Below are 25,103 nucleotides of genomic sequence, written 5' to 3'. Positions count from 1 at the left end.
AGTCAACGCTTTTTTTCTATCGAGAGCGATCGCTGTTTCTGGCAAGATGGATTCAAGATCAAAATCCTCTGAGTTAACCGACGCCTGTGTGCGCGCGTTCAGCGTCAAACCGGATAGGCTCCAAAATCCTCGAGCGAGACATCGCCAGCAAGCGACGCGCCTTGCAGCTTGAAAAGCCCACCGACCATAACGCCTCTCCGCCCTTCGCTCTTCATCTCTCCACCGCCAATCAACGTTCTCACTCGAATCATGAAACCAACCTCATGGTTGCGCTCGCGCTGGTAGTACTGGTTCGCCCATCCCGCTGGCGGCGCACCCCTCTATCGTCGTAAGCCACTCCTCCAAAGAGCGGAAACGGCAGAGCTAACGCCACATTGTTTTTAGTCGGGCACCGAGGCTCAACGTCTTTCGGGAGATCGAAGTAGCCAGATCACTGTCGCGAGCAAAAAGAGCGTCAGCAGGATGAAAACGATATCGACGCCGATCGCGCCCCAACCTCTGGAACCGTTGATATTCTGCAAGTGAAAGGTGATATAGACGACGACAATGCCGACGATGCCGAGAATGACTGGACCGATCTTATTCATCTGAAAGGCTCCTCTAGTGTAAATTGCCTGCGGCAGATGATACATTAAGGCGATTCAACCTGCCAAAGCTGGCAGTCTTATCGTAAAGACCGCTCCGCCGCGATTCGAGTTGGCGGCCAGTAACGTGCCATTATGATCGGCGATGACGCGATGCGCTAACGCTAGGCCGATGCCATGCCCCTGTCGTTTGGTCGTAAAGAACGGTATGAAGATCCGCTCCAGATTCTGCGGCGGGATGCCCGGCCCGGTATCTTCGATCTCGATGACGTTCCAACCGTTGCCACGCTGGTCCAGCTCGTATCTACCGCGCACGAAGACCTTCCTCTCTGCCGCGCCGTCAGGGATCGCTTCAGCCGCATTGCGCAAGATATTGAGCAGAGCTTGGCGCATGAGGATCGCATCGGCACGGACGCGACCGAAAGCGCCCTCGAATATCAATTCGATGAGACGCTCTTCGTAGAATCGCCCTAGCTCCTCCCGACATTCGTCGAGCAGACCGCGCAGTTCAATCTCCTCCAAAGTTAAAGGGCGCGGGCGCGCGAAATTGAGGAATGCGGTCACGATCGCCGAAAGATCGCGCACCTCTTCGAGCAGTGCGGTGATCGCCACGTTTCGCACGCCCTCTGGATCCGTCCGTTGAAGGAGCTGCGCATACCCTTGTAGCGTGGCGAGCGCGTTCTTGAATTCGTGGGCCAGCCCCGCGGCCATCTCGCCTAAGCTTTCGAGGTTCTTTTTGCGCGCCACGGCTTCGCGCAGCTCCAGTATCTCGGTTATATCGGTCATCAAGCACAAGGCGCCCCTACCCTCATCGCCGCCCTGCGTCGCAATCGGTGCTACCGTCACGCCCAAGCGCCGCGCCCGTCCGTCAACTCCGGTGGCGGTCACCTCTTCGCGGCGATAGATCTCGCCACGCTGTAAACAGGCGTCTACCATCTCGACGAGTTCTGGGGCGATCAGAAAAAGCTCGTCCGCTCGTTTGCCTATCGCCTCGCCTTCGAGTTGAAGCAGCTTGGCTGCCGGATCGTTGATGACCGTCGCATATCCTTGAGAGTTGAAGGCGATCAATCCCGAAGGGATGCTGGCGATGATGCGCGCGTTGAGCTCTTCGGCGGATCTGGCGCGCGCGCGCACTTGTTCGTTCAGTCGCTCTAGCTCATTTGCCTTAGCACGCAGTTCGGCGACGATTGCTTGAAAGGTTTCCAACACGAACTCCGTCTCGTCGCGCGCTTTAACCGGTGGCTGCGCGATGGGCGCGCGCGCGGCCTCATCGAAAAGCTGCCTGAAAGGGCGCAAAAGCCAGCGCGGGAAGAGCAAGATGAAAGGCACGCTGACCATCAACGTCACGACCGAGACCGAGAGCAGAAGCGCCGCGCGCGAATTTTGCGCACCCGGAGCGAAGGCGACGAAAGCGAGGGCGAAAAGATTCCCCAACAGAAGCAAACCGATAAGCAGGGCCAGAGCCAACTGCGCGCGGTTTTCGTAACGTGACAGCATATGATCAGACGCGATGCGAAATGTTCAACTAACTCGGACCACCACAACCTTACTACACAAAGCCCGATGATTGAAGATGTCGGCCCGCTTCCCGTCAATCGAAATAGCTCAAGTACCAAGCGAGCATCGCCTCGCCAAAGAACAGGCTCACGAGCGCGCCGATCCCGAGGAAGATGCCGAAAGGCAACATCATCTGCCAATCGCGTTCACGACGACGAAGCAAAAGCGCGACGCCGACCACAGCGCCGATGAGGAAAGCGAGAAACAGCGCGACGGCCGTGCGTGCCAACCCAAGGTAGGCGCCCACCATCATCATCATCTTCACATCGCCTAATCCCATCGCTTCGATACCGCGGGCCCGTCGCCAGAACCATCCGAGCACCCAGAGCAAACCACCGCCGAACGCCGCTCCGATCAAACCGCCGAAGAGAGAGAGAGCCCAAGCGGGCCATGAGGCTAGAAGATGCGATCCACCGACCTGCGGCACCAAGATGCGCGCTATGAGTGCGCCGATGAATCCCGGATAGGTGATCGCGTTCGGAAGCAGCATGTGTTCGGCATCGATGAAGATAAGCGCGACGATGGCGGCGATGAAAGCCAGATCGAACGCGAGTTCTAGCGGGAGCCCTGCGCGCATCGCGGCGACGACGAAAAGGATCGCGGTCAGCGCTTCGACCAAAAGGTAGCGGAATGGGATCGGCGACCGGCACCGACGGCAACGCCCTCTGAGGATGAGGAAACTTAGGATCGGGATGTTATCGCGCACGCCGATCAACGCGCCACACTGCGGGCAACGGGAACGCGGTCGGATGATCGACTCCCGGCGTGGGACGCGATGAATGACGACGTTCAAGAAACTGCCGATAGCCGCGCCGAAAATGGCGCTGAGGACGATGACGATCGGGAGAGCGTACTCGCCGTTTTGCTGAACCATCATCTATGAATCATTCGCCAGCGCTCTTCGCGAAACTTGACGCGCGCGCCAGCTTTTCGCATGATAACGCTTCGCGTCCTCGAGGGGAAGGCGTGTCGATCGAAGATAAAAAATTTAGAGGAGGAATTCGACCTTGAGGCCTCGCTGGTCCGTGTCGCTGATGGTCTTCAGCGGTCTGATCATCATCGCGGCGCTCAGCTTCGTTCCCTATTCGCTCAAGATACGCCAACGCGACGCGCGTCCGATCGTCACGCGCTCTTTCGCCACATACGCTGCGGATGTCGAAACGCCGGCGATCGAAAAGCCTCTCTTTGACGTTGCCGCTTGGTACGCGGCGCGCGGCGAAGAGCTCGAGCGCCATGGCGTCCTCATCGAGACGCTCGATGGCAAACACACACTTGCTTCGCTCAACGCGGATGTCACCTTCAATCCCGCCTCGCTATCGAAGCTTGCCACCTCGCTCGCCGCGCTGAAGAGATTCGGAGCTAACTATCGCTTCCGCACTCGCGTCTATCTCGATGGCACAACTGAGAACGGCACCTTCCGCGGCGATCTCTACGTAGCGAGCGACGATCCGCTCTTCGGCGACATTCAGGCCAGCTTGATCGCCAACGATCTCCGCCGCAAGTTCGGCATCAAAAGGGCGATAGGGACGCTTTTCGTCGCCCCCGGCCTCTGTTTCAACTTCACCGACGCGCCCGCGGAAGCCGCGGCGCGCTTGAATCGGGCGCTGAAACTCGGTCCGATGAAGACGGCTGTCGCGGCTCCGCCCGACACCGAACCAACTTTCACAATTGACTCTTATCGTTTGCGTGACGTCCTGCTTTACATGAACGCTCACTCGAGCAATTTCGTCGCCGATCGCTTGGCGGCGTTCGTCGGCGGCCCAGCAGAGATCCAACGTTTCCTCGCCGAGCAGATCAGCATTCCCAATCACCAACTCCTCTTCGAGAGCGGCTCCGGTCTGGGCCATAACCGACTGACGCCGCGCGGCATCGTCGCGATACTTCGCGCGCTCGTCGAAGAGCTTCAGCGACAAGGGCTCGATCCGGAGGACATCCTGCCGTTTGCCGGAACCGATGCCGGGACGCTTCGCCATCGCTTGCGCGGCACGCCGCTCGAGGGCGCGCTGGTCGGCAAAACCGGCACGTTGACGACGATCGATGGCGGGATGGCCAGCTTGGCGGGTATCGTCTACACGAACGACTACGGATTAGTCCTTTTCGCCCTGCTCAACCAAGGTCCCCGCGTGTGGGAGAGCCGCCAGATGGAGGATGAATTGCTAACGGAGTTGCTGGCCACGCATAGCCTGCCGCGCGCTTCGCTTAAATCGTTCACGCGCCGTCAGCTTCTTCCTTCGCTCAGCGAGATGGATGGAACCAAAGAGAGCGGCGAGTAGATCAAATCTCGCCAAGCCCATTCGCGCGGCGACGCCTCGATCCAATTCGTTTGCAATAGCATCCTTCTCGGTGTATCTTCACCGAAACAAACGAATGATAGCCGATCTACGCTAGCTGAGTAGCTCTAGTGTGATGATCGGCACCTCAAATTTATGCGCATTCTGGAAATAGCAACAGGCTTAATTCTTTTAGGCGGCGCCGCATGGACCACGGTCAGGACCTATAGAAGCCGCGGCGTCGCGTCATGGCTGGTCCTCTCGTTTGCCATTTTCTTAGCGGCCTTAGGGCTCTTTATCCTCTTCGGCGCCGTCAGCGAGGTGTGGCGCGAATTCAGACTGGGCGGGAATTGGATCAAGTAACCGAAGCTCCGGCGTTTCCGGGCGATCTCCGCACCCTAACGACTCTACCCTCATCGGGTCTGTTTATCCCCACATTGAAACATGGAGCTAGATAGATTGATCGCTGAAAAAGTGGCGAATTGATCATTCGCTCTCACCTTTGCGCTGCATCTCCCACAACAGCAGATGTTTGAGGAAAGCGTGATGCGCGGCGAAACGAGCGATCGCATATCCGGCCAACCCATCGCGAAAGCCGCCCTTAAGGATGAAACTGCGCAGGAAAGCGGCTGGACCAGCGAGCGCGATCTTGATGGGTGATGTGCGTTGACCGGCTTCATACATCTGCCGCGCGCCGAGCGGCGCGTATCGCTCGCCGATCATGCGGTGATGGTGCGCCGCATCGCGCACGCTGTAATGCAAAATCTCGCCTTCCAGAATCACCACCCGCGCCCCTTCGACCATCTTCACCGACTCATGCACATAAGCTCCCTGCCAACGCCCGCGCGCGCGATGATAAAGGCGCAATTGATAGTCCGGATACCAACCGCCGCCGCGAATCCAACGCCCCATGTAGAAGGAGCGGCGGGCGACGCGATATCCATCGGCCAAAGCGCCCTCATCGAGATGGCGAAGACTAAGGATCGATTCACGTAAGCGCGGCGAGACGCGCTCGTCGGCATCGAGGCTGAAGATCCAGTCATGGCTCGCCGCTTCGGCAGCGAACTGCTTCTGCGCGGCGAAGCCCGGCCACTCCCGTTCGATCACGCGCGCGCCGCACGAACGGGCCACTTCGCGCGTTCGATCGCTCGATCCGGCATCAACGACGAGGATCTCATCGGCCCAAGCGACCGATTCGCAAGCTGCCGCGATATTCTCCTCCTCGTTGAACGTGATGATGGTCGCCGTTATCTTCACATCCGCGACTTCGGCGAAAAGCACAGGAAAGCCGTCCGGCCAAACTGCCGAACGACCTATCTTTTCGTCAGCGGCGATTGTATCGTGATGTTGTTCATACGCAAGATCGTGCCGACGGCGCGGCGCAACTGCGCGACGGCTTTATTGTAATCGGTCTCGGCTCTGATCTCGGCGTTACGCGCATTCGCCAGCTGATTCTCACGCTGGAACAGGAGGAAGGTCGTCGAGCGCCCGACTTGATATAAGCGCCGCTCCCCTTCCAACTGCAACTCGGCGTTACGGCGCGCCTCGCGCGCCGCTAAAACTCGCTGGCGCGCCGTCTCGACGGCTTGCGCCGCGTTGCGCACTTCGACCGCGACCTGCTGCTCTTGCGATCTTCGCGTCGCGGCCAACTGTTCGCGCTGGACCAGTGCCCCGGCGAGATTAGCCTCCGCCGTCCGATTGCGCAACGGCAATTCGATCCGCACTCCCACGACCACGTTCCGCGTTTCGAAACTGAAGAGGTTATGCAACGTCTGCGCGTACCCGCCGACCAAGCGGGTCGGAACGGTCTGCGTCTGCGGCGTGATGAGCGGCACTTCAGCGGGTGGCAGCCCTTGCGCCGCCCGCAGTTGATTGATCTGTGCGAGCAAGAAAGCGTTCGCGTTGAGGTTCGGATCGCCGAAGATCAACGGCACTTGCCCGCTCGCGCTCCCCGACACGCCCGCTAATCCGCCGGTCAAAGTGCCGGTCGGGACGACCGCCGTCCCCGCCAATCCCGTCGTCGCCACCGTTGCCTGCAGGTCGATGCGCGGGCGCGTCTGATTCCGGTAAAACTCGAGATCGATGCGATTGATATCTTCTTCTAAGCGCAAACGCTGTAGTTCGGGTCTATTCTCTCTCGCTTCAGTCAACAAAGCCGCTAGATCTATCGGCGTCGGATCGAAATTAGGTTCATCGGTCGGCGTAATCTGCGCGGCCCATTCGGGCGCTAAAGGATCGCGGAGGATGAGCTGTTTCAGATTGTTCTCCGCGATCGAAACGTTCTGCGCCGATTGCAGCAGATCCGTCTCGCGACTGGCAAGCTCAGTGGCGACCTCAGCCCGTTCGATCGGCGCAGCGGCCCCAGCCGCCACACGCGCTTCCGTTTGTCTGAACTGTTCGCGCGCCAGCTCGAGATTCGAGAGTTTATTCTGCTGATCCTTCAAAGCGAAGACCAAATCCCAATAAGCCTGTTCGACTTGCGCGATGATTTCGCTTACGCGCCGACGGAAATCGGCGTCCGATTGTTCGAGCCTTTTCTTCTGAATCCTGATCTGCCGTCTGTTCTGATCGATCGCCCGATTGCGCCACAATGGCTGCGTGAATTGCACGCCAAGGCTCGACGAATAGAACGGATTGAGTTGACTGAAAGTTGAAGTCGTCGAACGGCGAAGGTTGTTGAAGAAGATTTGATACTGGCCTCCGCCAAACCTTAGCTGCTGGCTCATCGCCGGCCCGAAATTGAAATCGGTCGTCTTGACCGTTCCACGCTGGTCTGATCCGGCTAACACGCTGGAGACGGGTTCGATCGTGCTGGAGATTTGCGGCGTGAAACTGATCACCGGATCATAGATGCCCTCCAGCGAACGCAACACGCTCTCCGCAAAGCGCACATCGTCGCGCGCCACCTCGATCTCGTTGTTATTGGCCAAAGCCAAGCGTATAGCTTGATTGAGCGACAAAGAGAGCGTGCGATCCTTCTGTACGCCCACCCTTTGCAAACTTGGCAATGGCGGCACGGGACGCGGTTCGACCTGTGGCAGATTCGGCTCGCGCGGCTCTTGAGGAGCAGCAGAACCTTCCTGCCTTGGCGTAACAGGCTCTTTCGCCGAAGCGGGCGGGGGCGTTTGCGCTAGAACCATCGCGCCGCTCAAAAGGATCAGCGCGGCGCACCGTCCTATTTTCATCGAAGAACGGGCTTGCCAAAAGAGAAGACCTTTAAGCATCTACTTCCATCTCCTGCTGGTTGAACTACCCGAAGGTGAACGTGCACAAGATTACTACGTCGCTTGCCCGCGCGCGGTTTCATAAAGTGATCGCGCAAATGAGCCCCCGCTTCTCCCGGAGACGTTACGAACGACCGCTCGGCAACCAGTCAGCGCCGCCTCTGAGCTTTTCGTCTCGGCGACGCATGCGCTATATTTCCGCAATAGCGCGCTGAGGATGTTCCGGCCCGATGTCGGCCCTTGTGCGTCCCTTAACAAAAAACAAAGAGGATCTCCATTCGGATCGCCGAGCAGTGACATGAAGACGCCTCTGATCATGAAATTCGGCGGGACGTCGGTCGAGGATGAAGCCGCGTTTGCGCGCGTCGCGACGATCATCGAAACGAATAAGGACCGAGCGCCGGTCATCGTCGTCTCAGCCATGAGCAAATTGACCGACGCTTTGATCGAAAGTTTCCATCTCGCTTCCGATGGAGCGGTAGAGGAAGCGACGCTCAAGCTCGAACCGCACTTTGCGCGTCACGCCGCCGTCGCCAATGCGCTCTTGCCTTCTGAAGAAGCGCAAATGATCGCGCGGCGGCTCGAAGATGCCAAGGCCGACCTCAAACAGATCTTGCAGCGTGCGGCGAGGCGCGAAGCCCTACTTCCCGCACTGCAGGATGAGGTCGCCTCCTACGGCGAACGACTCTCCTCCATGCTGTTGACCGCCGTCCTTCGCGCCAGGGGACTGCCCGCGATCAACATCGATGCGCGTCAGTGCATCATCACGGATGAGACCTTTGGCTGCGCCACGCCCTTGATGTCGGAGACCGAAGCGAGCACACGCAATCACCTTCTGCCGCTCATCGAGCGTGGCGAAATACCCGTCCTCGGCGGTTTCATCGCCTCTTCGACCGCTGGGCGGACCACCACGCTCGGGCGCGGCGGATCCGATTATTCGGCGGCGATCATCGGCGCCGCCCTTCGCGCAAGCGAGGTTCAGATCTGGACCGACGTCGATGGCGTGATGACGGCTGATCCGCGCCTTGTGCCTAAGGCGCGCACGATCCCGCGCTTGTCTTACGCAGAGGCCGCCGAATTGGCCTATTTCGGCGCCAAGGTCCTTCACCCGAAGACGATCGAGCCGGCGGTCGCGCGTTTTATCCCCGTGCGCGTCTGCAATTCGCGCCGCCCAACCGAGGAAGGCACTTTGATCTGTGCCGAATCGTCAACTTCAGTCTCGCGCATCAAGGCGATCGCGCACAAGACCGGCATCACCGTCATTCAAGTGACATCGGCGCGCATGCTCGGCGCTTACGGTTTCTTGCGCGCGCTGTTCGAAGTCTTCGACCGTTACCGCACGGTCGTCGATGTCGTCACGACTTCAGAGGTGAGCGTTTCGCTGACGCTTGATGACACACGTGCCCTCGATTCGATCGTTCGCGAACTCGAAAGACTCGGCACGGTCCAAGTCGAACCGCGCCGCGCGATCATCTGCGTCGTCGGCGAAGGGTTGCGCACAACGCCCGGCATCGCCGCGCGCGTTTTTAGCGCTATGCGCGACATCAACATCTCGCTCATCTCGCAAGGCGCTTCGAGCATCAATTTGACCTTCGTCATCGATCAAGAGAGGGTCGCAGAAGCGGTCGCGCGCCTCCACCGAGCGATCTTCGAAACGGAAGACGAAAAGCAAGCGGCCCAGCAAGGATAACGCCGCGGAACCGGATGGGACGGAAACGATCGATGGATCTTTTCACACTGACGCGCAAACTGGTCGATATCCCCTCTATCACCGGCGAGGAGAAGGAGATCGGGCTCTTTCTCGCCGATCATCTCGATCATCTCGGCTACGAGGTCGAACTGCAAGCGATCGCTGAAGGGCGAAGCAACGTCATCGCGCATCAGCCGAAAGCCTCCCCGCGCATCGTCTTGTCAACCCATATGGACACCGTTCCGCCCTTCATCGCTTCGCGCGAAGATGCGGCGCGGATCTACGGGCGCGGCGCCTGCGATGCTAAGGGCATCATCGCCGCACAGATCACGGCGGTGGAGAGATTGCGCGCCGAAGGCGTGCGCGATGTCGGGCTTCTCTTCACGGTTGACGAAGAGTTGGCGAGTCTGGGCGCCCAAAAGGCCAACGGGCATCCGCTCGCCGCCGAGTGTCGCTTCCTCATCAACGGGGAGCCGACCGAGAACAAATTGGCGATCGGGACCAAAGGCGCGCTTCACGTTCGCCTCCGTGCCACTGGACGCGCCGCGCATTCGGCCTATCCCGAGCAGGGCGAATCGGCGATCGAAAAGCTTCTCGATGCGCTCGAAGCCGTGCGCCGCATCACTTGGCCCGCCGATGACCTGCTGGGTGAAACGACCTGCAACATCGGCGTCATCAGCGGCGGCACACGTCCAAACGTCATCCCCGATCACGCTCAGGCCGATCTCCATATTCGACTGGTAACGGAAGTTGAGACGGTCAAAAGACAACTCGAACGAGCCGTGGCCGGCCATGCCGAACTAGAGTATAAAGCCCTTTCACCCGTCGTGCGGACGATAACGGTCGATGGGTTTGAAACCTGCGTCGTGCGCTTTGCGACCGACATCCCGCACCTGAGGAACTGGGGCCAACCTGCCCTTCTCGGCCCCGGCTCGATCCTCGTCGCGCACACGCCGCACGAGTATGTCGAAAAACGCGATCTGCTCGAAGCCGTTGACCTGTACGTTCGCTTGGTCTATCGACTCAAAGCGCTCGACCGTTGAAAGTGAAAGCCTTTTTTCGTATTTTTGCCGAGCGACCCATAAGTAAAATGAATGTCCCGTTTAAGCTACGATGAAGATCGGACTGATCGGATACGGCAGGATGGGCAGACTCGTCGAAGCGCGTGCGCAGGCGCGCGGACATCAGACCGTCGTGATCGCCACTTCGCGCGATGCCGAACGCACGGCGGAAGAGTTGGCCGGTCGTCTGCAAGGATGCTCCGTAGCGGTTGATTTTTCCGTGGCGCATGCGGTCTTACGGAACATCGAAGCTTGCGCACGCGCGCGCGTCCCGCTTGTCGAAGGGACGACCGGCTGGAATGAGCGTCTGCCGCAGGCCCAAGCTATACTCGACGAGCGCGGCGGGGCGATGGTCTACGGAGCGAACTTCTCCATCGGCGCCAACCTCTTCTATCGCATCGTCGCACATGCGGCGAAGCTGATCGCGCCATTTAGCGACTACGCTCCGTTCATCGAAGAGGCGCATCATGCGGGAAAACGCGACGCCCCTTCGGGGACGGCATTGAAGCTGCGCGCGCTTCTTGCGCCGCACTGGCCAGCGGAGATCTCGATTGCGGCCACGCGCGCCGGTCACATCCCCGGCACGCATCGTGTCGGTTTCGATTCGACGGATGATCAGATCCTCCTCCAACACGAAGCGCGCACGCGCGAAGGGTTCGCCGCCGGAGCGCTTCTCGCCGCAGAGTGGATCGTGACGAAACAGGGCGGCTGTTATGAATTTTCCGAACTGATCGATCGAATCATAGAAGAAAGGGGGAAAAGATCATGATCAAGACCGATTGGCTGCGCGGTTGCGCGACGGCCTTGGTGACGCCGTTCAAACTCGATGGCGCAGTTGATGAAGAGGCTCTGCGCCGTTTGATCGAACGACAAATCGTCGGCGGCGTGCGCCTCCTCGTGCCATGCGGGACGACGGGCGAATCGGCGACGATGACTGAAGAGGAAGACCAGCGCGTGATCGCAATCACCGTTGAGGTAGCTCGCGGACGCGCGCGCGTGATCGCGGGGACGGGCAGCAACTCGACGGTCGATGCCATCCGCTACTCACAGGCCGCACGCTCGCTCGGCGTCGATGGCGTGATGCTCGTTGCGCCTTATTACAACAAACCGACGCAAGAGGGACTCTATGCGCATTTTCGCGCCGTCGCCGAAGCAGTCCAAGATCTGCCGGTCATCATCTACAACGTCCCTGGGCGCACCGGGTGCAACATCGCCGCTCAGACCACATTGAGGCTGGCGCGCGAAGTGCCCAACATCGTCGGCATCAAGGAGGCTTCGGGCGACTTCGCGCAGATCATGACCATTCTGCGCGAGCGACCCAACGGATTTCGCGTCTTCTCGGGCGATGATTCGCTCGCGCTTCCGCTCATCGCGCTCGGCGCGGATGGGTTAATCTCAGTCGTTTCGAACGAGGTGCCGGACCTGACTTCGCGTATGATCGACATGGCGCTAGCTGGCGACTGGGCCGCTGCACGACAGATGCACTATCGTTTGCTGCCGTTGATGGAGGCCAACTTCATGGAATCGAGTCCCGGGCCAGTCAAAGCCGCGCTCGCGATGATGGGACTTATCGAAGAGCGCTACCGCTTGCCGCTCGTCCCCGTTCAAGAGAAGACCAAAGCGCGTCTGCGCGAGATTCTCACCGAATTGGGCGCGTTAAAGGGGGTCTCTCATGGCGCAAGCTGAAGGGCGAGTCGCGATGCTTCGCCAACGCATCGAAACGTTGGCGGCGAGCGAGAAACAGAAGTTCTCCGAAGCGGATCGAGCGCTCTTCGAGGAGTTCAAAGCGGCGCTCGGGCGCGGCGAGATCCGCGCCGCCGAACGCGGCGATGATGGAGCCTGGCGCGCCCACGTCTGGGTCAAACAGGGCATCCTCCTTGGATTCCGCATGGGCGCGCTCGTCGAGATGTCGCCGCACGATAGGTCGCTACGCTTCTTCGACAAGGACACTTATCCGATCAAAGCTTTGACCCTTCAAGATCGCGTGCGCATTGTGCCCGGCGGCTCGAGCATACGCGATGGCGCCTATGTCGCGCCCGGAGTCGTCTGCATGCCGCCCATGTACATCAACGTCGGCGCATACGTGGATGAAGGGACGATGATCGACAGCCACGCGCTCGTCGGGTCGTGCGCGCAAATCGGCAAGCGCGTGCATCTTTCGGCGGCGGCGCAGATCGGCGGCGTGCTCGAACCTGTCGGAGCCTTGCCGGTCATCATCGAAGATGAAGTTTTGATCGGCGGCGGCTGTGGCGTTTACGAAGGGACCATCGTGCGGCGGCGCGCCGTGCTCGCTCCAGGCGTAGTGCTGACCGGTTCGACGCCGGTCTACGACCTGGTCCGCGGGCAGATCTACCGACGCACAGCCGAACGCCCGCTCGAAATCCCCGAAGGCGCAGTCGTCGTTCCGGGCGCGCGCGCCATCGCGAGCGAGCGCGGACGTGACTGGGGGCTTTCGCTTTATGCGCCGATCATCGTCAAATACCGCGACGAGAAGACCGATGCCGCAGTGCAATTGGAAGATTACTTGAGGTAGAATTCGCGTTTCGAATCTCTCGAAGGAGAATCATTTTTTAGTTCGATGGTGAGAAAATATCGCGTCGGCATACTAGGTGCGACTGGGACCGTAGGACAACGCTTCATCCAATTGCTCGACGGTCATCCGCTGTTTGAAGTGACGGCGCTCGCCGCATCGGATCGTTCGCAAGGCAAACCTTACGCGGAGGCTTGCGCGTGGCGCCTTTCAGGCGAGATGCCGAGTGGCGTGCGCGCGCTCGAAGTCGCGGCGCCGGAGCCGCCGCTCGATTGCGATCTCGTCTTTTCGAGCCTTCCCGCCGGCATCGCGCGCGAGATCGAAGAGAGCTTCGCGCGAGCCGGTTATCCGGTGCTGAGCAATTCATCGGCATTTCGCATGGATCGCGATGTTCCGCTGGTCATCCCGGAAATCAATCATGAACACCTCTCGCTGATCGAACGACAAAAGCGCGAGCGCGGCTTCGACCGTGGATTTATCGTCACCAATCCTAACTGCTCGACGATCATGTTGGCCTTAGCGCTCGCCCCGCTCCATCAGCGTTTCGGCGTGGAAGCTTCGGTCGTGACGACGTTGCAAGCCCTTTCCGGCGCGGGCTACCCGGGCGTCCCATCGCTTGATATCTGCGATAACGTCCTGCCGTTCATCGAGAAAGAGGAGGAGAAGATCGAAACCGAAACGCTGAAGATACTCGGCAAACTGCGCGGCGAATCGATCGAAGAGGCGCCGATGAAGGTGAGCGCTCAATGCCATCGCGTCAACGTGACGGATGGCCACATGGCGGCCATCCGCGTTAAATTGAAACGCGCCGCTTCGCTCGAGGAGATCACCGACGCGCTCGCTTCATGGCGCAGCTTGCCGCAAGAGCTTGAGTTGCACTCTGCGCCATCTCATCCGATCATCGTCCGCACGGAACCGGACCGACCGCAACCACGCCTAGATCGTGATGCGGGTGGCGGCATGAGCGTTACCGTGGGGCGCATTAAACCCGATCCGATCTTCGATCTTCGTTTCGTCGCGCTCAGTCACAACACGATACGCGGCGCAGCGGGCGCGGCGATCTTGAACGCCGAACTCCTCGTCGCGCTTGAATACATTTAAAGCGCTTGTTCGGCCAGAGGGCGCAAGCGGAATATCTCAGAAGCGTTCCGATTGGCGCGCATCCCTTCTATCGAGCGTCGCGTCCGCATTTGACAGAGGCGGAACGGTTGAGTTAACTTACAAAATCTTGGGCTGATCACCGCTCGATCCACATGATAAAGAGCGATCGGTCCTCAAGCGAAAGCTGCCGTCTCATGGCGGATCAAAGATGGCCGGCAGCGGAAACTACTGGGCCGGTCATTAAATTATGAACAGGAAGTTCGCCCACGTCCCCGTCGTCTAGTGGCCTAGGACACCGCTCTTTCAAGGCGGTAACACGGGTTCGATTCCCGTCGGGGACGCCAGATTTGAATCTTAAAGGCCGCAGAACTCTCAAAAGGGTTGCGGCCTTGATCGCTTTAGCGGGAACTTTCGAGCAACGCGCGCGCATCGAGATTCATCCGAGCGGAACCTAGCGCGAGCGTAGATCTTCGTTCGTGCCGAGCGGGGGCTGAATCATGAAAAGGTTGTTAAATGCCGTTTCGATCTTGAGCCTTTGCTTTTATCTGGCCTCCCGGATCGCCGTAGCCCAAACGTCCGGCAGCGATACGGTCCTGGTCCTACCGTTCGAGAATACATCGAACTTCAAAGAATACAACTGGATCGGAGAGAGCTTCGTCGATGCGTTGTCGGAGCTTCTGAGCGTTCCGGGATTGCGCGTCGTCGCAAGCGATGAACGCGAATTGATCTATCAGCGCCTGCGTTTGCCGCTGACCGTCATTCCGACACGCGCGACGGCGATCAAGATCGGGCGCGAAGCCCAAGCGACGCTCGTCGTTTATGGTGCCTATCGAGTCACGCCGGTCCAAGGCGAAAACGCTCCCGCGGAGATACAGGGGACGGCGCGCGTCATCCGCGTCAATGAAGGGCGTTTGCTGGGCGAGCAACTAGCAGACGGACGTTGGGCCAGTCAACAATTCGATTTCGGCGGACCGCTCAAGACGCTACAAGCGATGCAAGGTCGCCTCGCCTACCAGATCCTCTATCAACGCGACAAAGCTTTTCCCTTCTCGCTCAATCAGTTCATCGAGCGCGCGACCAAAGTCCCCGCTCGCGCCTTCGAAAGCTATGTGAAGGGCACGCTGACGACCGATCCAGAGAAGAAGAAGGCCTATCTGCAGAACGCGCTGCTCGAATATGCGCGCGTCAACGGAGGAGCGACCTACACGCAGGCGGCTTTCGAGCTGGGCCAATTCTATTTCGAGCGTCAAGATTGGAAGGAGGCGGCGGAGTATCTCTCCAGACTACAGAAACGCGATCGCCACTACGCTGAAGCGGCCTTCTACGCCGCCATCGCCTATTGGCGCATGAACGATCTCACGCGCGCGCTCGGCGCGCTTCTGCCTTTGACGACGGAGACGCGCATGAAGAGCGTCTATAACAACGCGGGCGCGATCTCCATTCAGGCCGCGCGCAGCGAAGCCAAAGTCGAAGAGCGCGACCGCCTGTTGAAACAGGGCGCGGCCCTTCTGCAAAGGGCTTCCGAATCCGCACCGGAAGATCCCCTCGTTCGCTTCAACTACGCTTACGCCCTCCTGCTGCTGGGCAAATATGCGGAAGCGGCGGACCAGCTTCGCCCTGTCATCACGGCCAATCCGCGGGATGGCGAAGCCCTCTTTCTCTTCGCCAAAGCGCTCGAGAAGATGGGCAAGGCCGAGGCCGCCAATTCCGCTGATAACGAATCGAGACGTTTCCTCCCAGCCTACGCGAGATGGCAGACAGAGTGGCTGCGTTCGCAAACCTTGAGTCAAGTCCCGCTCCGGCTTTATCAAAACTTCAACCGTTTAGACTACTATGATGCCGCGCGCGATCGTCTGGCTCAAGATGAGGGCACAAATGTCGATGCGAAGAACCTTCTCGCCAAAGCGCGTGAGCTGTACGCCGCCGGGCGCGACGATGAAGCGCTGCCGGAACTGCGCCGCGCGCTGACGATAGAGCCGATGAGCGCTGAAGCCTATCTAATTCTCGGCTACATTCACCAACGGCGCGGCGATCTCGATGCCGCCGTCAGCGCGCTCCGCACGGCGATCTTTTGGAACCCGCGGCTAATCGAAGCGCATATCGCCTTGGGTCGCATCTTTCTCGATCGCGGCGACCGCGCCCAAGCTATGACCTACGCGAAGAACGCGCTCCAAATAGATCCGAACAATCCGGAAGCTATCGCGCTTCAACGCCAAGTCGAGACCGGCATCAAATGAGCCAGAAACCGGATGCAGCAACTTATCTTCGGATGACTCCTAGCCACGCAGACCTGCGCTGACAAGCGTTATCGGACCGGCGAGAGAGCAGCTCAGTGGTGCGATCATCTCTTCCATCATGCGCCATCACACTACAATCGCTTCGCCAAAATGGACATAACGACGATTCTGCCATCTTTTCCCGTTCTGCAGCTCATTCGTCCAGGACCTGCCCCGGCCGCTTCCTGCTTCATCCACTGACACTGCAGCCAATGTCCACAGGCGTCACTTCCCGCCGAACTGGCGGTAGGCAGATAGCATGACCGATTTAGCTGTGTTTGTCCATTGTTCAGTAAGCAGGTCTCAACCTCCAGTTTTTCTAAAGATAGCGGATGATTTCTTCTTTGTTGATTTTTAGGTGATCACACACGTCGCGCAAAATCGAAGCCAACGTGCCGACGTACAGAGTGGGGTGGCGCGGAATGGTAACGTAATGTTCGCCGTTCCTGTAGGTGCGCAAGCGCATGTGGCTGCCGGTTGTGCGCACGACATCGTAACCGAAATGCTCAAGCGCCCGGGCAAGATCATCACCAGAGACATCGCGCGGCAGCTTCATGCTGCGATCACTTCTTGATGAACAAAATGCAAGCGGATCAATTGCGGTCTGTCTTCCTCGTCGAAATGACAGCGCACGGCGTCACGTACTTGCTCGCGCAAGGATTCTACTGTTTCCGCTTGCGTGTAAATGGAGGCCCCCAGTGCGCGTGCGGTGTACCCGCCCTCAGGGGCTTCTTCCACGACGAAGATGATCTCGTTCATGCTTGCCTCCTGTCGGCCACTATAGACTGTTTGCGTAGGCGTTCTGCAACTCATGGACAAATGTCACACAACACCTGTCCCGATTGCTTCCTGCTTCATCCACCGACACTGCAGCCAATGTCCACAGGCGTCACTTCCCCGCCGAACTGGCGGTAGGCAGATAGCATGACCGATTTAGCTGTGTTTGTCCATTGTTCAGCAAGCAGGTCTCAACCCTAAAAAGGACGGCAACCAGTGGTCCGTCTTGGCCGCAAGCAGACCCTCGAACGCTAATGACATCTCTGAAAAGAAATTCGAGATGTATACCATCTTGGCCGCAAGCAGACCTTCGAACCCCATGTGGCTAACCGAACCAGCTTCCCGACCGAGTTTTGGCACGCGATGTGCTTATACGAGGGTGGCAAGCACGAAAGGCTATTAAGAACTTTCGTGACCCCGCCGCCAACACTCCTCTGAGCGTAGCCTGCCGCTGCGCCAGTAACCTGCCGTGCGTCCCCTCCGTCGCGCCCTCCTTCTCGGAACCCGGTCTCGAATGGGGCCGGGTTCTCCCGCATTTTTCAAGCGCCCTTCTCGAAACGGCTCGCTCCGAACGTCCAAATCGATCTGAAGAAGAGACCGTCCTTCAATCCACAGCAAGTGTCGCGCCCTTGACAGCCGAACAAAATTTGTCACTGTCTGATTGACACTTTCTGTTCATTTTGAAACGTCAGTTGAACGATTTCGTTCAAACTGATGTGGGCCGCGAACATCATCAGAAGATTTCGGTGAACTAGCAAACCTTTTTCGGAAGATCGGGTCCAATCCTGCGCGCCACACGACCTTTTGGTCAGGACTGCGCAGCAACCGATGTTCTGCTAAACTTTAGGTTCGTGCGAGAGCTCAAACGAACCAGCCAAGTTGCCTTGTTGCGTGAGAGACCGGTCCGGGTTCCTAAACCGACCGAATGGGCAAGCGGGCTGCTGTCGGCAGCGCTTCTCGTTTCGTCTTTTCCCGACTTCGATCTCTGGTTCCTCGCGTGGGTCGCCTTCATTCCCATCCTCATCACGACCGCGCGTATGAAAAGCGCAAAACGGGCCTTTCTCCTCTGGTGGGCGATTGGCGCGCTCTTCTTCTACGGCTCATGCTGGTGGCTAACCCACGCGATGATCTATTACGGCGATCTTCCCGCTTGGGTGGCCTTTCCCCTGCTCGTTCCCGGCGCGCTCATCCTCGGTCTCTTCCCAGCCGCTTCGGGAGCGCTTCTGGCCTGGCTCTGTCAAAAATTAGGAAGGCGCGCGCTTCTTCTCTTCCCGCTCCTCTGGGCGACATTTGAATGGGCGCGCTTTTTTGTTACGGGTCAACTCTGGAATGCCCTCGGTTACTCGCAAGCCTACGTCCCGTTTCTAATTCAATCGGCCCGCTGGGGCGGAGTCTACGCCGTCGGTTTCTTGATCGCGATGACCAATTCGGCTCTCGCTCTAGCGCTTGCTGAGCGAAGGAGGGGCGCAGTCTCGATCTGCATCGTGGCTCTCTTATCGGTCCTGACAGCGATTATCTTGAGCGCCCGCTATCGGCGGGACGTAGCGTTTTCCGCTCCGACAACTCTTTTCATCGCCGTCCAACCGAACGTGCCAGCCGATTTTCAGCGCACGCTTTCCGAAACCGAGATCCTGCTCCGACGACATGTCCAACTGAGTCTCGAAGGGTTGAGAGCAACGCTCGGCTCGGCGACTTCTTCGTCTTCTCCGTCAGATGCGGCCTCGCTATCTAGCGAAGATCAGACACGACGCGCCACTTCGATCGACTCTTCGGCATCTCGCACGACCTCGCCATCTAGCGAAGATCACACACGACGGGTCGTCATCTGGCCTGAATCGCCGATGAACTTCCGGTACGCGCGCGACGCGAGTTTTCGCGAGTTCATCGCAGAATTTGCGCGAGCCAATCGCGTCTTCATGCTCTTTAACGCGATGGAACCGGCGCCAGCGAATGGCGTCTACAATTCGGCGATACTTCTTGATGAATCGGGTCAACTGGTCGCGCAGTACAATAAGATCAAACTGCTGCCCTTCGGCGAGTACATCCCGCTGCCTAAATGGCTGCCCGGCGTCAGCTTGATCAGCGCGATCGTCGGAGATTTCACTCCGGGGACGCGCTACACTTTAATGCCTATCGGCGATCTGCGCGCTGGCGTCTTCATCTGCTTCGAATCGGCCTTTCCGACCATCGCGCGCGAGTTCGTCCGAAGGGGGGCCGATCTACTGGTCAACATCTCGAACGATGGTTATCTGGGCGAAACGCCGGTATTGCATCAACACTTGGCAAACGCTATCATGCGCGCCGTCGAGACAGGGCGGCCGGTTTTGCGCGTGACCAACACGGGGATCAGCGCTTGGATTTCGCCGCGCGGCGAAGTTCTCGACGCAACGCCGAGCTTTCAGGCCGATGTGCGCATCTGGCCCGTAGAGCGCGCCAGTGAAGAGATGACGTTCTACGCTGCACATGGCGACCTGTTCGTCGCCCTATGCGCGCTCATCAGCCTGTTGAGCGTCGCCCGCGCCGCCGACCGGTTAACTTTGTCCAGACTCCCGGGCCGCATTAAAATTTAACGTTCGCACTTTCGACCGCGATCTTGCTAACGAGAAGATTCTTGAAGAGGAATTGGAGCGATGAGAGAGGTTTTGGATCTACAGGAACTTCACACGAAGTATGACGATCTGCGCGACCGTATCGCGCAACTCGGGAGGTTCCTTTGAAATCGATCGCCAGCGCGAGGAATTAGCGCGAATCGAGGAGCGCGCCGCGTCTCAAGATTTTTGGTCTGATCAAGAAGAGGCGCAGAAGCTTCTCCAGCAGCGTAGCCGTCTCGAACGCATCATCTCACGCCAAGAGGGATTCGAGCGCGCCATCGAGGACGTTCATGTGCTCCTCGAATTCGCCGAAGAGGACGAGGCTAGCTTACACGAGGCTTTATCGCTCATCGAAAAGCTAGAGAAGGAGGTGAGCCAAGCCGAGACGGAAGCGCTCCTTTCGGGCGAAAACGATGCGCGCAATGCCATCTGCACGATCCATCCGGGCGCCGGTGGCGTCGATGCGCAGGATTGGGCCGAAATGCTGCTCCGCATGTATCTTCGCTGGGCCGAACGGCGCGGTTTCAAGACCGAGATCCTCGACTACCAACCGGGCGAAGAGGCGGGGCTGAAGAGCGCCACCTTCCGCGTCGAAGGGCCATATGCCTACGGCCTGCTTTCAGCCGAAGCCGGCGTGCATCGTTTGGTGCGCATCTCGCCTTTCGACCAGGCCGCACGTCGCCACACATCCTTCGCCTCGCTCTTCGTTTACCCGGAGATAGATGAAGAGATCGAGATCGAGATCAATGAGAAGGATCTCCGCATCGACACTTTCCGTTCGACCGGCGCTGGCGGGCAACACGTCAACAAGACCGATTCCGCCGTGCGCATCACGCATCTGCCGACAGGCATAGTCGTGCAATGTCAGAATCAGCGATCGCAACATCAGAATCGCGCCGTCGCCATGCAGATCTTGCGCGCGCGTCTTTATGAACTCGAACTGGAGAAGAGGCGCGCCGAGACGGCGGAACTGGAGGCCAGCAAAGCCGACATCTCTTTCGGGTCGCAAATCAGAAGCTACGTGCTCGCGCCTTACCGTTTAGTCAAAGATACGCGCACGGGCTATGAGCGTGGCGATGTCGATGCCGTGCTCGACGGCGATCTCGATGATTTCATCAAAGCCTATCTGCTTTCGCGTCGCACTGCCAAACGATAGGCTGCTCCGCGCATCGGAGGTGGATCACGATGGCCACAGCGAAAACGAACGCGCAACGCGAGACGTCGCGTAACACACGACGCAACGAGATCCTCGCCATCGCGCTCTTCGCCTCGAGCCTACTGCTTCTGCTCTGCTTGCTCTCTTTCAATCCCAACGATCCATCGTGGAATACCGCCTCGAACCAAAATCTGCACAACCTCGTCGGCGCTGTCGGAGCCCATCTCTCCGCCGCGTTTCTGCAAACGTTTGGCTTGATCGCCTACGCCTTCCCTCCGCTCCTGTTCTTCATCGGATGGCGACGTTTTCGGACACGGGAGTTAGAAGCCCCGCTGACGCGCACCTGCGGCTTAGCGCTCCTACTGCTGAGCTGCGCGGCCTTGCTTTCGCTCGCTGTCACAACGCCGATCTTCGATCGCAGCGTCGAACCGGGCGGATTCATCGGACGCGCCATCGCGCAACTATTTGCGGCAGGATTGAACGCGGTCGGCGCGAGCGTGCTTCTTACGGCGCTAGCCGCCGTCGGCGTGCTCCTGGCGACGAACTTCTCATTTGCCCTCTTTTACGAGAAGATCGCACAGCTTTTGCGCGAACGCTTGGCTTTCTTCACACGCGCAGCCGAGCGCATCCGTCACTGGCGCGAAGAACGGCATCGGCGCGCGTTGGAACGGGCCGAGGCTCGTCGGCAAGCGCGCGCCGCGCGCGAGAAGGAGCGAAGGCTTAAAGGGCGCGAGCGGTCGCAAACGGCTGCCGAACGAGTCGCGGAGTTCATGCGAGCGACGACGCCGCAACCGATGGAAACGAACGATGCGCCATCCATCGAACCGGCCATAATGCCCAGCTTCGCCGCCTCAAACGCTTCTCGAGCCGACCTTCGCGCGAGCGCATCTCCAGAAACCGCCACCGAACGCGCCGTCACAACGGAAGATCAAGCGAGAGCTGAGATCGAGGATATGCTGCGCACGGCAGCCGTAGTGCGCACAGAGATCAACGAAGAGCCGCGCGAAGAGGGGAGTTCCAAACTCCCCGCCCAGCGTCCTATCGATGACTACGAGTTTCCAGATATAGAATTTCTGAACTCGCCTCCCCCGAGATACGAACAGAAAGACGAGGAGTTGCTCGAAATCGCCCATCGATTGGCCGAAAAATGTCGCGAGTTCAACGTCACGGGGCAGATCAAACATATTTGCCCCGGTCCAGTGGTGACAACTTACGAATTCAAACCCGATCCCGGGGTGAAATACTCGCGCGTCACCAGTTTGGTCGATGACCTTTGCCTCGCCTTGCACGCTGAATCTATCCGCATCGACCGTCTGCCCGGCAAGCCGCACGTCGGCATCGAAGTGCCGAACCCACAGCGCGAGACCATCTTTTTGCGCGAAGTGATCGAATCACGCCCCTTCCGCGAATCGCCTTCGAAACTCACCATCGCGCTCGGAAAGACCATCGATGGGATGAACTACGTCACCGATCTGACCAAAATGCCGCACCTGCTGATCGCCGGAGCGACCGGCACGGGCAAATCGGTCTGCCTCAACTCGATCGTCGTCTCGATCCTCTACAAAGCGCGCCCCGACGAAGTGAAATTCATCATGATCGATCCGAAACGCCTCGAACTCGGCCTGTATGCCGACATCCCGCATCTCGCCACGCCGATCATCACCGACCCGAAACGCGCCGCCAATGCGCTGAAATGGGCCGTCTCGCAAATGGAACAGCGCTACAAAGAACTCGCGCGATGGGGCGTGCGCAATATCGATGGATATAACCTCGAAGTCGAACGGCGCAACGATGTGCTCGATTTTGACGAAAACGGCGAACCCCACAAACCGCTTCCCTACATCGTGATCATCATCGATGAGCTGGCGGATCTGATGATGGTTTCGGGGCACGAGGTGGAAGAAGCGATCACGAGATTGGCGCAAATGGCGCGGGCGGTCGGCATCCATCTGGTCATCGCCACCCAACGTCCATCGGTCGATGTCATCACCGGTCTGATCAAAGCCAATTTCCCATCGCGCATCTCGTTCCGCGTCTCGTCAAAGGTCGATTCGCGCACGATCCTCGACACCAATGGGGCGGAACAACTGCTCGGTCGCGGCGACATGCTCTTTCTTCCGCCGGGAACTTCGCGGCTCGTCAGGGTGCACGGCGCCTACGTCGACGAAACTGAGATCAACCGCATCGTCGCCCACATTAAGAATCAAGGGACTCCAGTCTATGACGAAACGATCACGCAATCGGATGATGAGGCTGAAGGCGAAGATGGAGTGGCAGGTTTTCAAGACGAACTGTTCGAAGACGCGCTGCGCATCTGCGTCGAAATGAAGCGGGCTTCGACCTCCGTTCTACAACGCCGACTGCGCATCGGATATGGGCGCGCCGCCGCCATCCTCGATGCGATGGAACGCCAGGGTTACATTGGCCCAGCCGATGGCGCGCGCCCGCGTCCCGTTCTAAGTCGCGCTTATGAAACGGTCGCACATTGGGATCGCCTGCGTGAAGAAGGGGGCTGAATCGCTCATCAGCTTACGATCGCCCACCCCCTTCGCTTCTGAACCCGGTCACATACTCTTCCCGCGCTTTGGGATCATACCCACGCAGCGCCATCGATCTCCCATAGAAACGATGTCCTTCATCGGAAATTGCATGTACGCCCGAAGCGCCCACCCATCGATTGTAAAGATTGAACAAGGCGCAAACCGTTATAGCATAGAAGATCGCCTCGTCGCTCCAACCGGCATCCCTCACGGCTTGTACGTCCTTTTCACTTATCCCCGAAAGGTCTTTGGTTATTTGCCGAACGAAACGAAGCAAGGCTTTCTCCTCGTCCTTCAGGTCTGCCTGTTCCGGATCGCGCAACGCCGCCCAAACCAACTCCTCGCTACCTAGCAACTCAGCCGCCACCGCTGCATGAGCCTTCGTGCAAAACTCACACTCATTCAGGTATGAAGTGTAAGCAGCGATCAACTCACGAAGTCCAACGCTGAGCGGCGACTCGCCCCGCATCACCTCTTGCGTGAAGTTTTGAAGATGCTGCGTCATCGCCGGTCTGTAAGCGAAAAGATACCAGATGTCGCAAACCTCCCGCCCACTCTCCTGAGAAGCGCGGATAAGGCTCAGATAGTGGCATGGCTGAGGATTATTCTGTACCTCCCGAAGATAGATCTGTCTCGTCCCGTCAATCGACATCGAGGCAACCTCCTGATCCTCTCTAGATCTTCAATTTCTTTCAATGGATAAGCCGAAAACATCTTCTTGACATCAACCTGATGTTAAATATTCCAATAGAACTTCGGTTATAGTTAGATCCCATCTGCAAGATGGTCGTTGACCTGAAGATGTCGGTACCCTTGTTCGGCCTGTACAATGTGCCGTGCTGCCTGCAAGAGGCATGGCCATCCTATCCAATCATCAAACGTGACCTCGATAATCAGAGGATGCGAGCGACGCGCTTGGCGAGGAGCCCCTTCGAAGTCAGTAACTATGAGCCTCAACCCTTATGTGGCGACTTATATTCGACGACCTGCTGCGTCAATCCGCCGTCGATGAAATAGGTCGCGCCCGTGACGTAATCGGCTTCATCCGAAGCCAACCACGCCGCCAACGCGGCGACTTCTGCCGGACGACCGAATCGGCCCCACGGGATCTCACGGCAGACGGAGGCTTCTGCTTCTGGATCTTCCAACACGTCCTCGTTCATCGGCGTCGCGATCGCGCCGGGAGCGATCCCGTTGACGTTGATCTTGTACTCGGCCAGTTCCATCGCCAGCGTTTTCGTCAACATGCCGAGTCCGCCCTTGGCCGCGCAGTAAGGCGCGAAACGCGGTTTCGCGATCTCCTGATGAACCGATGAGATGTTGATGATCTTGCCGCGCCGCCGTTTTACCATGTCGCGCGCGCAGGCTTGCGCGACGAAGAATGCGCCTTTGAGATCGACCTTGGTCATCAACTCCCAATCATCCTCCGTCACTTCGAGGAAAGGGACCTCACGTTGCACGCCAGCGTTATTGACGCAGATATCCACACGCCCAAAATGGCGAATGGTCTCATCAACCATGCGGTGGATTTCGACCACCTGCGAGACGTCCGCTTCGATGCTGAGCGCGCGCCCACCATATGCCTCGATTCGTTCACACACTCTTTTCGCTCGCTCTTCCTGTCCAAAGTGATTGACGACGATATGCGCGCCCTCTTCGGCAAATCGGAGCGCGATGGCGCGCCCGATGCCGCTTGAAGCTCCGGTGATCAGTGCAACTCGACCTTTTAATCTCATTCCTGCCTCC

Annotated in this window: 22 protein-coding genes and 1 tRNA gene; 13 read left to right on the top strand and 10 right to left on the bottom strand. The window is 58.7% G+C overall.

The genetic code is table 11. From position 1 onward, the window contains the following. Positions 1-104 precede the first annotated feature (104 nt). From PYK22_RS17510 to PYK22_RS06855, 4 genes are all read right to left on the bottom strand, one after another. Positions 105-251, bottom strand: a complete 147-nt coding sequence (locus tag PYK22_RS17510) for a hypothetical protein (RefSeq protein WP_157770721.1) — start codon at positions 249-251, stop codon at positions 105-107. A 147-nt stretch (positions 252-398) separates the two neighbouring features. After that, complete coding sequence (locus PYK22_RS06865) at positions 399-587, bottom strand: hypothetical protein (protein WP_041975367.1); 189 nt, start codon at positions 585-587, stop codon at positions 399-401. Between the two features lie 54 nt (positions 588-641). Continuing rightward, the gene (locus tag PYK22_RS06860; protein WP_041975365.1) at positions 642-2,081 is read right to left on the bottom strand and encodes a sensor histidine kinase; all 1,440 of its coding nucleotides are present in this window, start codon (positions 2,079-2,081) and stop codon (positions 642-644) included. A gap of 94 nt (positions 2,082-2,175) precedes the next feature. Continuing rightward, the gene (locus tag PYK22_RS06855; RefSeq protein ID WP_041975712.1) at positions 2,176-3,015 is read right to left on the bottom strand and encodes a prepilin peptidase; all 840 of its coding nucleotides are present in this window, start codon (positions 3,013-3,015) and stop codon (positions 2,176-2,178) included. 133 nt (positions 3,016-3,148) lie between these two features. Here PYK22_RS06855 and PYK22_RS06850 point away from each other — a divergent pair, with 133 nt between their 5' ends. Beyond that, positions 3,149-4,414 carry a D-alanyl-D-alanine carboxypeptidase gene (locus PYK22_RS06850; RefSeq protein WP_157770720.1) on the top strand — a complete coding sequence of 422 codons (1,266 nt, stop codon included), beginning with the start codon at positions 3,149-3,151 and terminating at the stop codon, positions 4,412-4,414. Between the two features lie 153 nt (positions 4,415-4,567). Continuing rightward, positions 4,568-4,774, top strand: coding sequence for a hypothetical protein (locus PYK22_RS17720; protein ID WP_041975361.1), 207 nt, complete (start codon positions 4,568-4,570; stop codon positions 4,772-4,774). A gap of 123 nt (positions 4,775-4,897) precedes the next feature. Here PYK22_RS17720 and PYK22_RS06840 read toward each other — a convergent pair whose 3' ends face one another. Together PYK22_RS06840 and PYK22_RS06835 are read right to left on the bottom strand one after the other, a co-directional pair. After that, positions 4,898-5,668 carry a glycosyltransferase family 2 protein gene (locus PYK22_RS06840; RefSeq protein ID WP_041975710.1) on the bottom strand — a complete coding sequence of 257 codons (771 nt, stop codon included), beginning with the start codon at positions 5,666-5,668 and terminating at the stop codon, positions 4,898-4,900. Positions 5,669-5,724: 56 nt separating this feature from the next. Next, entirely contained in the window at positions 5,725-7,635 is a 1,911-nt protein-coding gene (locus PYK22_RS06835) for a TolC family protein (RefSeq protein WP_041975359.1), read from the bottom strand. Positions 7,636-7,933: 298 nt separating this feature from the next. Here PYK22_RS06835 and lysC point away from each other — a divergent pair, with 298 nt between their 5' ends. The 8 genes from lysC (at position 7,934) to PYK22_RS06790 (ending at position 16,254) form a co-directional block, all read left to right on the top strand. Further along, positions 7,934-9,325: a lysine-sensitive aspartokinase 3 gene (lysC, locus tag PYK22_RS06825; protein ID WP_041975355.1), complete on the top strand. Its 1,392-nt coding sequence runs from the start codon at positions 7,934-7,936 to the stop codon at positions 9,323-9,325. A 32-nt stretch (positions 9,326-9,357) separates the two neighbouring features. After that, positions 9,358-10,368 carry a M20/M25/M40 family metallo-hydrolase gene (locus PYK22_RS06820; protein ID WP_041975708.1) on the top strand — a complete coding sequence of 337 codons (1,011 nt, stop codon included), beginning with the start codon at positions 9,358-9,360 and terminating at the stop codon, positions 10,366-10,368. 70 nt (positions 10,369-10,438) lie between these two features. Further along, a complete protein-coding gene (locus PYK22_RS06815; RefSeq protein ID WP_041975353.1) occupies positions 10,439-11,155 on the top strand; it encodes a 4-hydroxy-tetrahydrodipicolinate reductase in 717 nt (238 codons plus the stop codon). Further along, positions 11,152-12,072, top strand: a complete 921-nt coding sequence (gene dapA, locus PYK22_RS06810) for a 4-hydroxy-tetrahydrodipicolinate synthase (protein ID WP_041975351.1) — start codon at positions 11,152-11,154, stop codon at positions 12,070-12,072. Before PYK22_RS06815 ends, dapA begins: the two co-directional genes overlap by 4 nt. Positions 12,073-12,085: 13 nt before the next feature. Further along, positions 12,086-12,919 (top strand): 2,3,4,5-tetrahydropyridine-2,6-dicarboxylate N-succinyltransferase, encoded by an 834-nt coding sequence (locus tag PYK22_RS06805; protein WP_041975707.1) that lies wholly within the window; start codon positions 12,086-12,088, stop codon positions 12,917-12,919. 45 nt (positions 12,920-12,964) lie between these two features. Then, positions 12,965-14,017, top strand: coding sequence for an aspartate-semialdehyde dehydrogenase (gene asd / locus PYK22_RS06800; protein ID WP_041975350.1), 1,053 nt, complete (start codon positions 12,965-12,967; stop codon positions 14,015-14,017). Positions 14,018-14,285: 268 nt separating this feature from the next. Then, positions 14,286-14,361 (top strand) — tRNA-Glu (locus tag PYK22_RS06795). Positions 14,362-14,514: 153 nt separating this feature from the next. Further along, the gene (locus tag PYK22_RS06790) at positions 14,515-16,254 is read left to right on the top strand and encodes a tetratricopeptide repeat protein (protein WP_041975349.1); all 1,740 of its coding nucleotides are present in this window, start codon (positions 14,515-14,517) and stop codon (positions 16,252-16,254) included. Between the two features lie 358 nt (positions 16,255-16,612). Here PYK22_RS06790 and PYK22_RS06785 read toward each other — a convergent pair whose 3' ends face one another. Then, positions 16,613-16,849, bottom strand: a complete 237-nt coding sequence (locus PYK22_RS06785) for a type II toxin-antitoxin system HicA family toxin (RefSeq protein WP_041975348.1) — start codon at positions 16,847-16,849, stop codon at positions 16,613-16,615. Further along, complete coding sequence (locus PYK22_RS06780; RefSeq protein ID WP_041975346.1) at positions 16,846-17,052, bottom strand: 2-oxoisovalerate dehydrogenase; 207 nt, start codon at positions 17,050-17,052, stop codon at positions 16,846-16,848. The genes PYK22_RS06785 and PYK22_RS06780 overlap by 4 nt, the downstream gene beginning before the upstream one ends. Positions 17,053-17,957: 905 nt before the next feature. Between PYK22_RS06780 and lnt the strand changes: the two genes are divergently transcribed. The 3 genes from lnt to PYK22_RS06765 all read left to right on the top strand — a co-directional run bounded on the left by lnt (position 17,958) and on the right by PYK22_RS06765 (position 23,333). After that, the gene (gene lnt, locus PYK22_RS06775; protein WP_157770719.1) at positions 17,958-19,640 is read left to right on the top strand and encodes an apolipoprotein N-acyltransferase; all 1,683 of its coding nucleotides are present in this window, start codon (positions 17,958-17,960) and stop codon (positions 19,638-19,640) included. A gap of 60 nt (positions 19,641-19,700) precedes the next feature. Beyond that, positions 19,701-20,817, top strand: a protein-coding gene (gene prfB, locus PYK22_RS06770) for a peptide chain release factor 2 (RefSeq protein WP_328286916.1) whose coding sequence is annotated in 2 segments (ribosomal slippage) — positions 19,701-19,772 and positions 19,774-20,817 — 1,116 coding nt in all. Because the reading frame shifts where the segments join, the coding sequence is not laid out codon by codon here. A gap of 29 nt (positions 20,818-20,846) precedes the next feature. Further along, positions 20,847-23,333 (top strand): DNA translocase FtsK, encoded by a 2,487-nt coding sequence (locus PYK22_RS06765; protein WP_041975342.1) that lies wholly within the window; start codon positions 20,847-20,849, stop codon positions 23,331-23,333. Between the two features lie 13 nt (positions 23,334-23,346). Here the strand turns inward: PYK22_RS06765 and PYK22_RS17195 are convergent, their stop codons facing one another. Then, a complete protein-coding gene (locus PYK22_RS17195) occupies positions 23,347-24,009 on the bottom strand; it encodes a carboxymuconolactone decarboxylase family protein (RefSeq protein WP_083437670.1) in 663 nt (220 codons plus the stop codon). A gap of 301 nt (positions 24,010-24,310) precedes the next feature. Continuing rightward, entirely contained in the window at positions 24,311-25,093 is a 783-nt protein-coding gene (locus PYK22_RS06755; protein WP_041975340.1) for an SDR family oxidoreductase, read from the bottom strand. Positions 25,094-25,103: the final 10 nt, after the last annotated feature.

Origin of the sequence: Pyrinomonas methylaliphatogenes, from assembly GCF_000820845.2 — a bacterium.
Classification (GTDB): domain Bacteria; phylum Acidobacteriota; class Blastocatellia; order Pyrinomonadales; family Pyrinomonadaceae; genus Pyrinomonas; species Pyrinomonas methylaliphatogenes.
Note: the sequence above shows the minus strand (reverse complement) of the source record. Positions and strands in the feature narration are given on the sequence as shown.

Excerpts from the sequence above, each read along its gene's own strand:
- PYK22_RS17720 (WP_041975361.1), top strand. The coding sequence starts at position 4,568 with ATGCGCATTCTGGAAATAGCAACAGGCTTAATTCTTTTAGGCGGCGCC.
- PYK22_RS17195 (WP_083437670.1), bottom strand. The coding sequence starts at position 24,009 with ATGTCGATTGACGGGACGAGACAGATCTATCTTCGGGAGGTACAGAAT.
- PYK22_RS06865 (WP_041975367.1), bottom strand. The coding sequence starts at position 587 with ATGAATAAGATCGGTCCAGTCATTCTCGGCATCGTCGGCATTGTCGTC.
- asd (WP_041975350.1), top strand. The coding sequence starts at position 12,965 with ATGGTGAGAAAATATCGCGTCGGCATACTAGGTGCGACTGGGACCGTA.
- PYK22_RS06815 (WP_041975353.1), top strand. The coding sequence starts at position 10,439 with ATGAAGATCGGACTGATCGGATACGGCAGGATGGGCAGACTCGTCGAA.
- PYK22_RS06790 (WP_041975349.1), top strand. The coding sequence starts at position 14,515 with ATGAAAAGGTTGTTAAATGCCGTTTCGATCTTGAGCCTTTGCTTTTAT.
- PYK22_RS06780 (WP_041975346.1), bottom strand. The coding sequence starts at position 17,052 with ATGAACGAGATCATCTTCGTCGTGGAAGAAGCCCCTGAGGGCGGGTAC.
- dapA (WP_041975351.1), top strand. The coding sequence starts at position 11,152 with ATGATCAAGACCGATTGGCTGCGCGGTTGCGCGACGGCCTTGGTGACG.
- PYK22_RS06755 (WP_041975340.1), bottom strand. The coding sequence starts at position 25,093 with ATGAGATTAAAAGGTCGAGTTGCACTGATCACCGGAGCTTCAAGCGGC.
- PYK22_RS17510 (WP_157770721.1), bottom strand. The coding sequence starts at position 251 with ATGATTCGAGTGAGAACGTTGATTGGCGGTGGAGAGATGAAGAGCGAA.
- lysC (WP_041975355.1), top strand. The coding sequence starts at position 7,934 with ATGAAGACGCCTCTGATCATGAAATTCGGCGGGACGTCGGTCGAGGAT.
- PYK22_RS06820 (WP_041975708.1), top strand. The coding sequence starts at position 9,358 with ATGGATCTTTTCACACTGACGCGCAAACTGGTCGATATCCCCTCTATC.
- PYK22_RS06835 (WP_041975359.1), bottom strand. The coding sequence starts at position 7,635 with ATGCTTAAAGGTCTTCTCTTTTGGCAAGCCCGTTCTTCGATGAAAATA.
- PYK22_RS06860 (WP_041975365.1), bottom strand. The coding sequence starts at position 2,081 with ATGCTGTCACGTTACGAAAACCGCGCGCAGTTGGCTCTGGCCCTGCTT.
- PYK22_RS06855 (WP_041975712.1), bottom strand. The coding sequence starts at position 3,015 with ATGGTTCAGCAAAACGGCGAGTACGCTCTCCCGATCGTCATCGTCCTC.
- PYK22_RS06785 (WP_041975348.1), bottom strand. The coding sequence starts at position 16,849 with ATGAAGCTGCCGCGCGATGTCTCTGGTGATGATCTTGCCCGGGCGCTT.
- PYK22_RS06765 (WP_041975342.1), top strand. The coding sequence starts at position 20,847 with ATGGCCACAGCGAAAACGAACGCGCAACGCGAGACGTCGCGTAACACA.
- PYK22_RS06805 (WP_041975707.1), top strand. The coding sequence starts at position 12,086 with ATGCTTCGCCAACGCATCGAAACGTTGGCGGCGAGCGAGAAACAGAAG.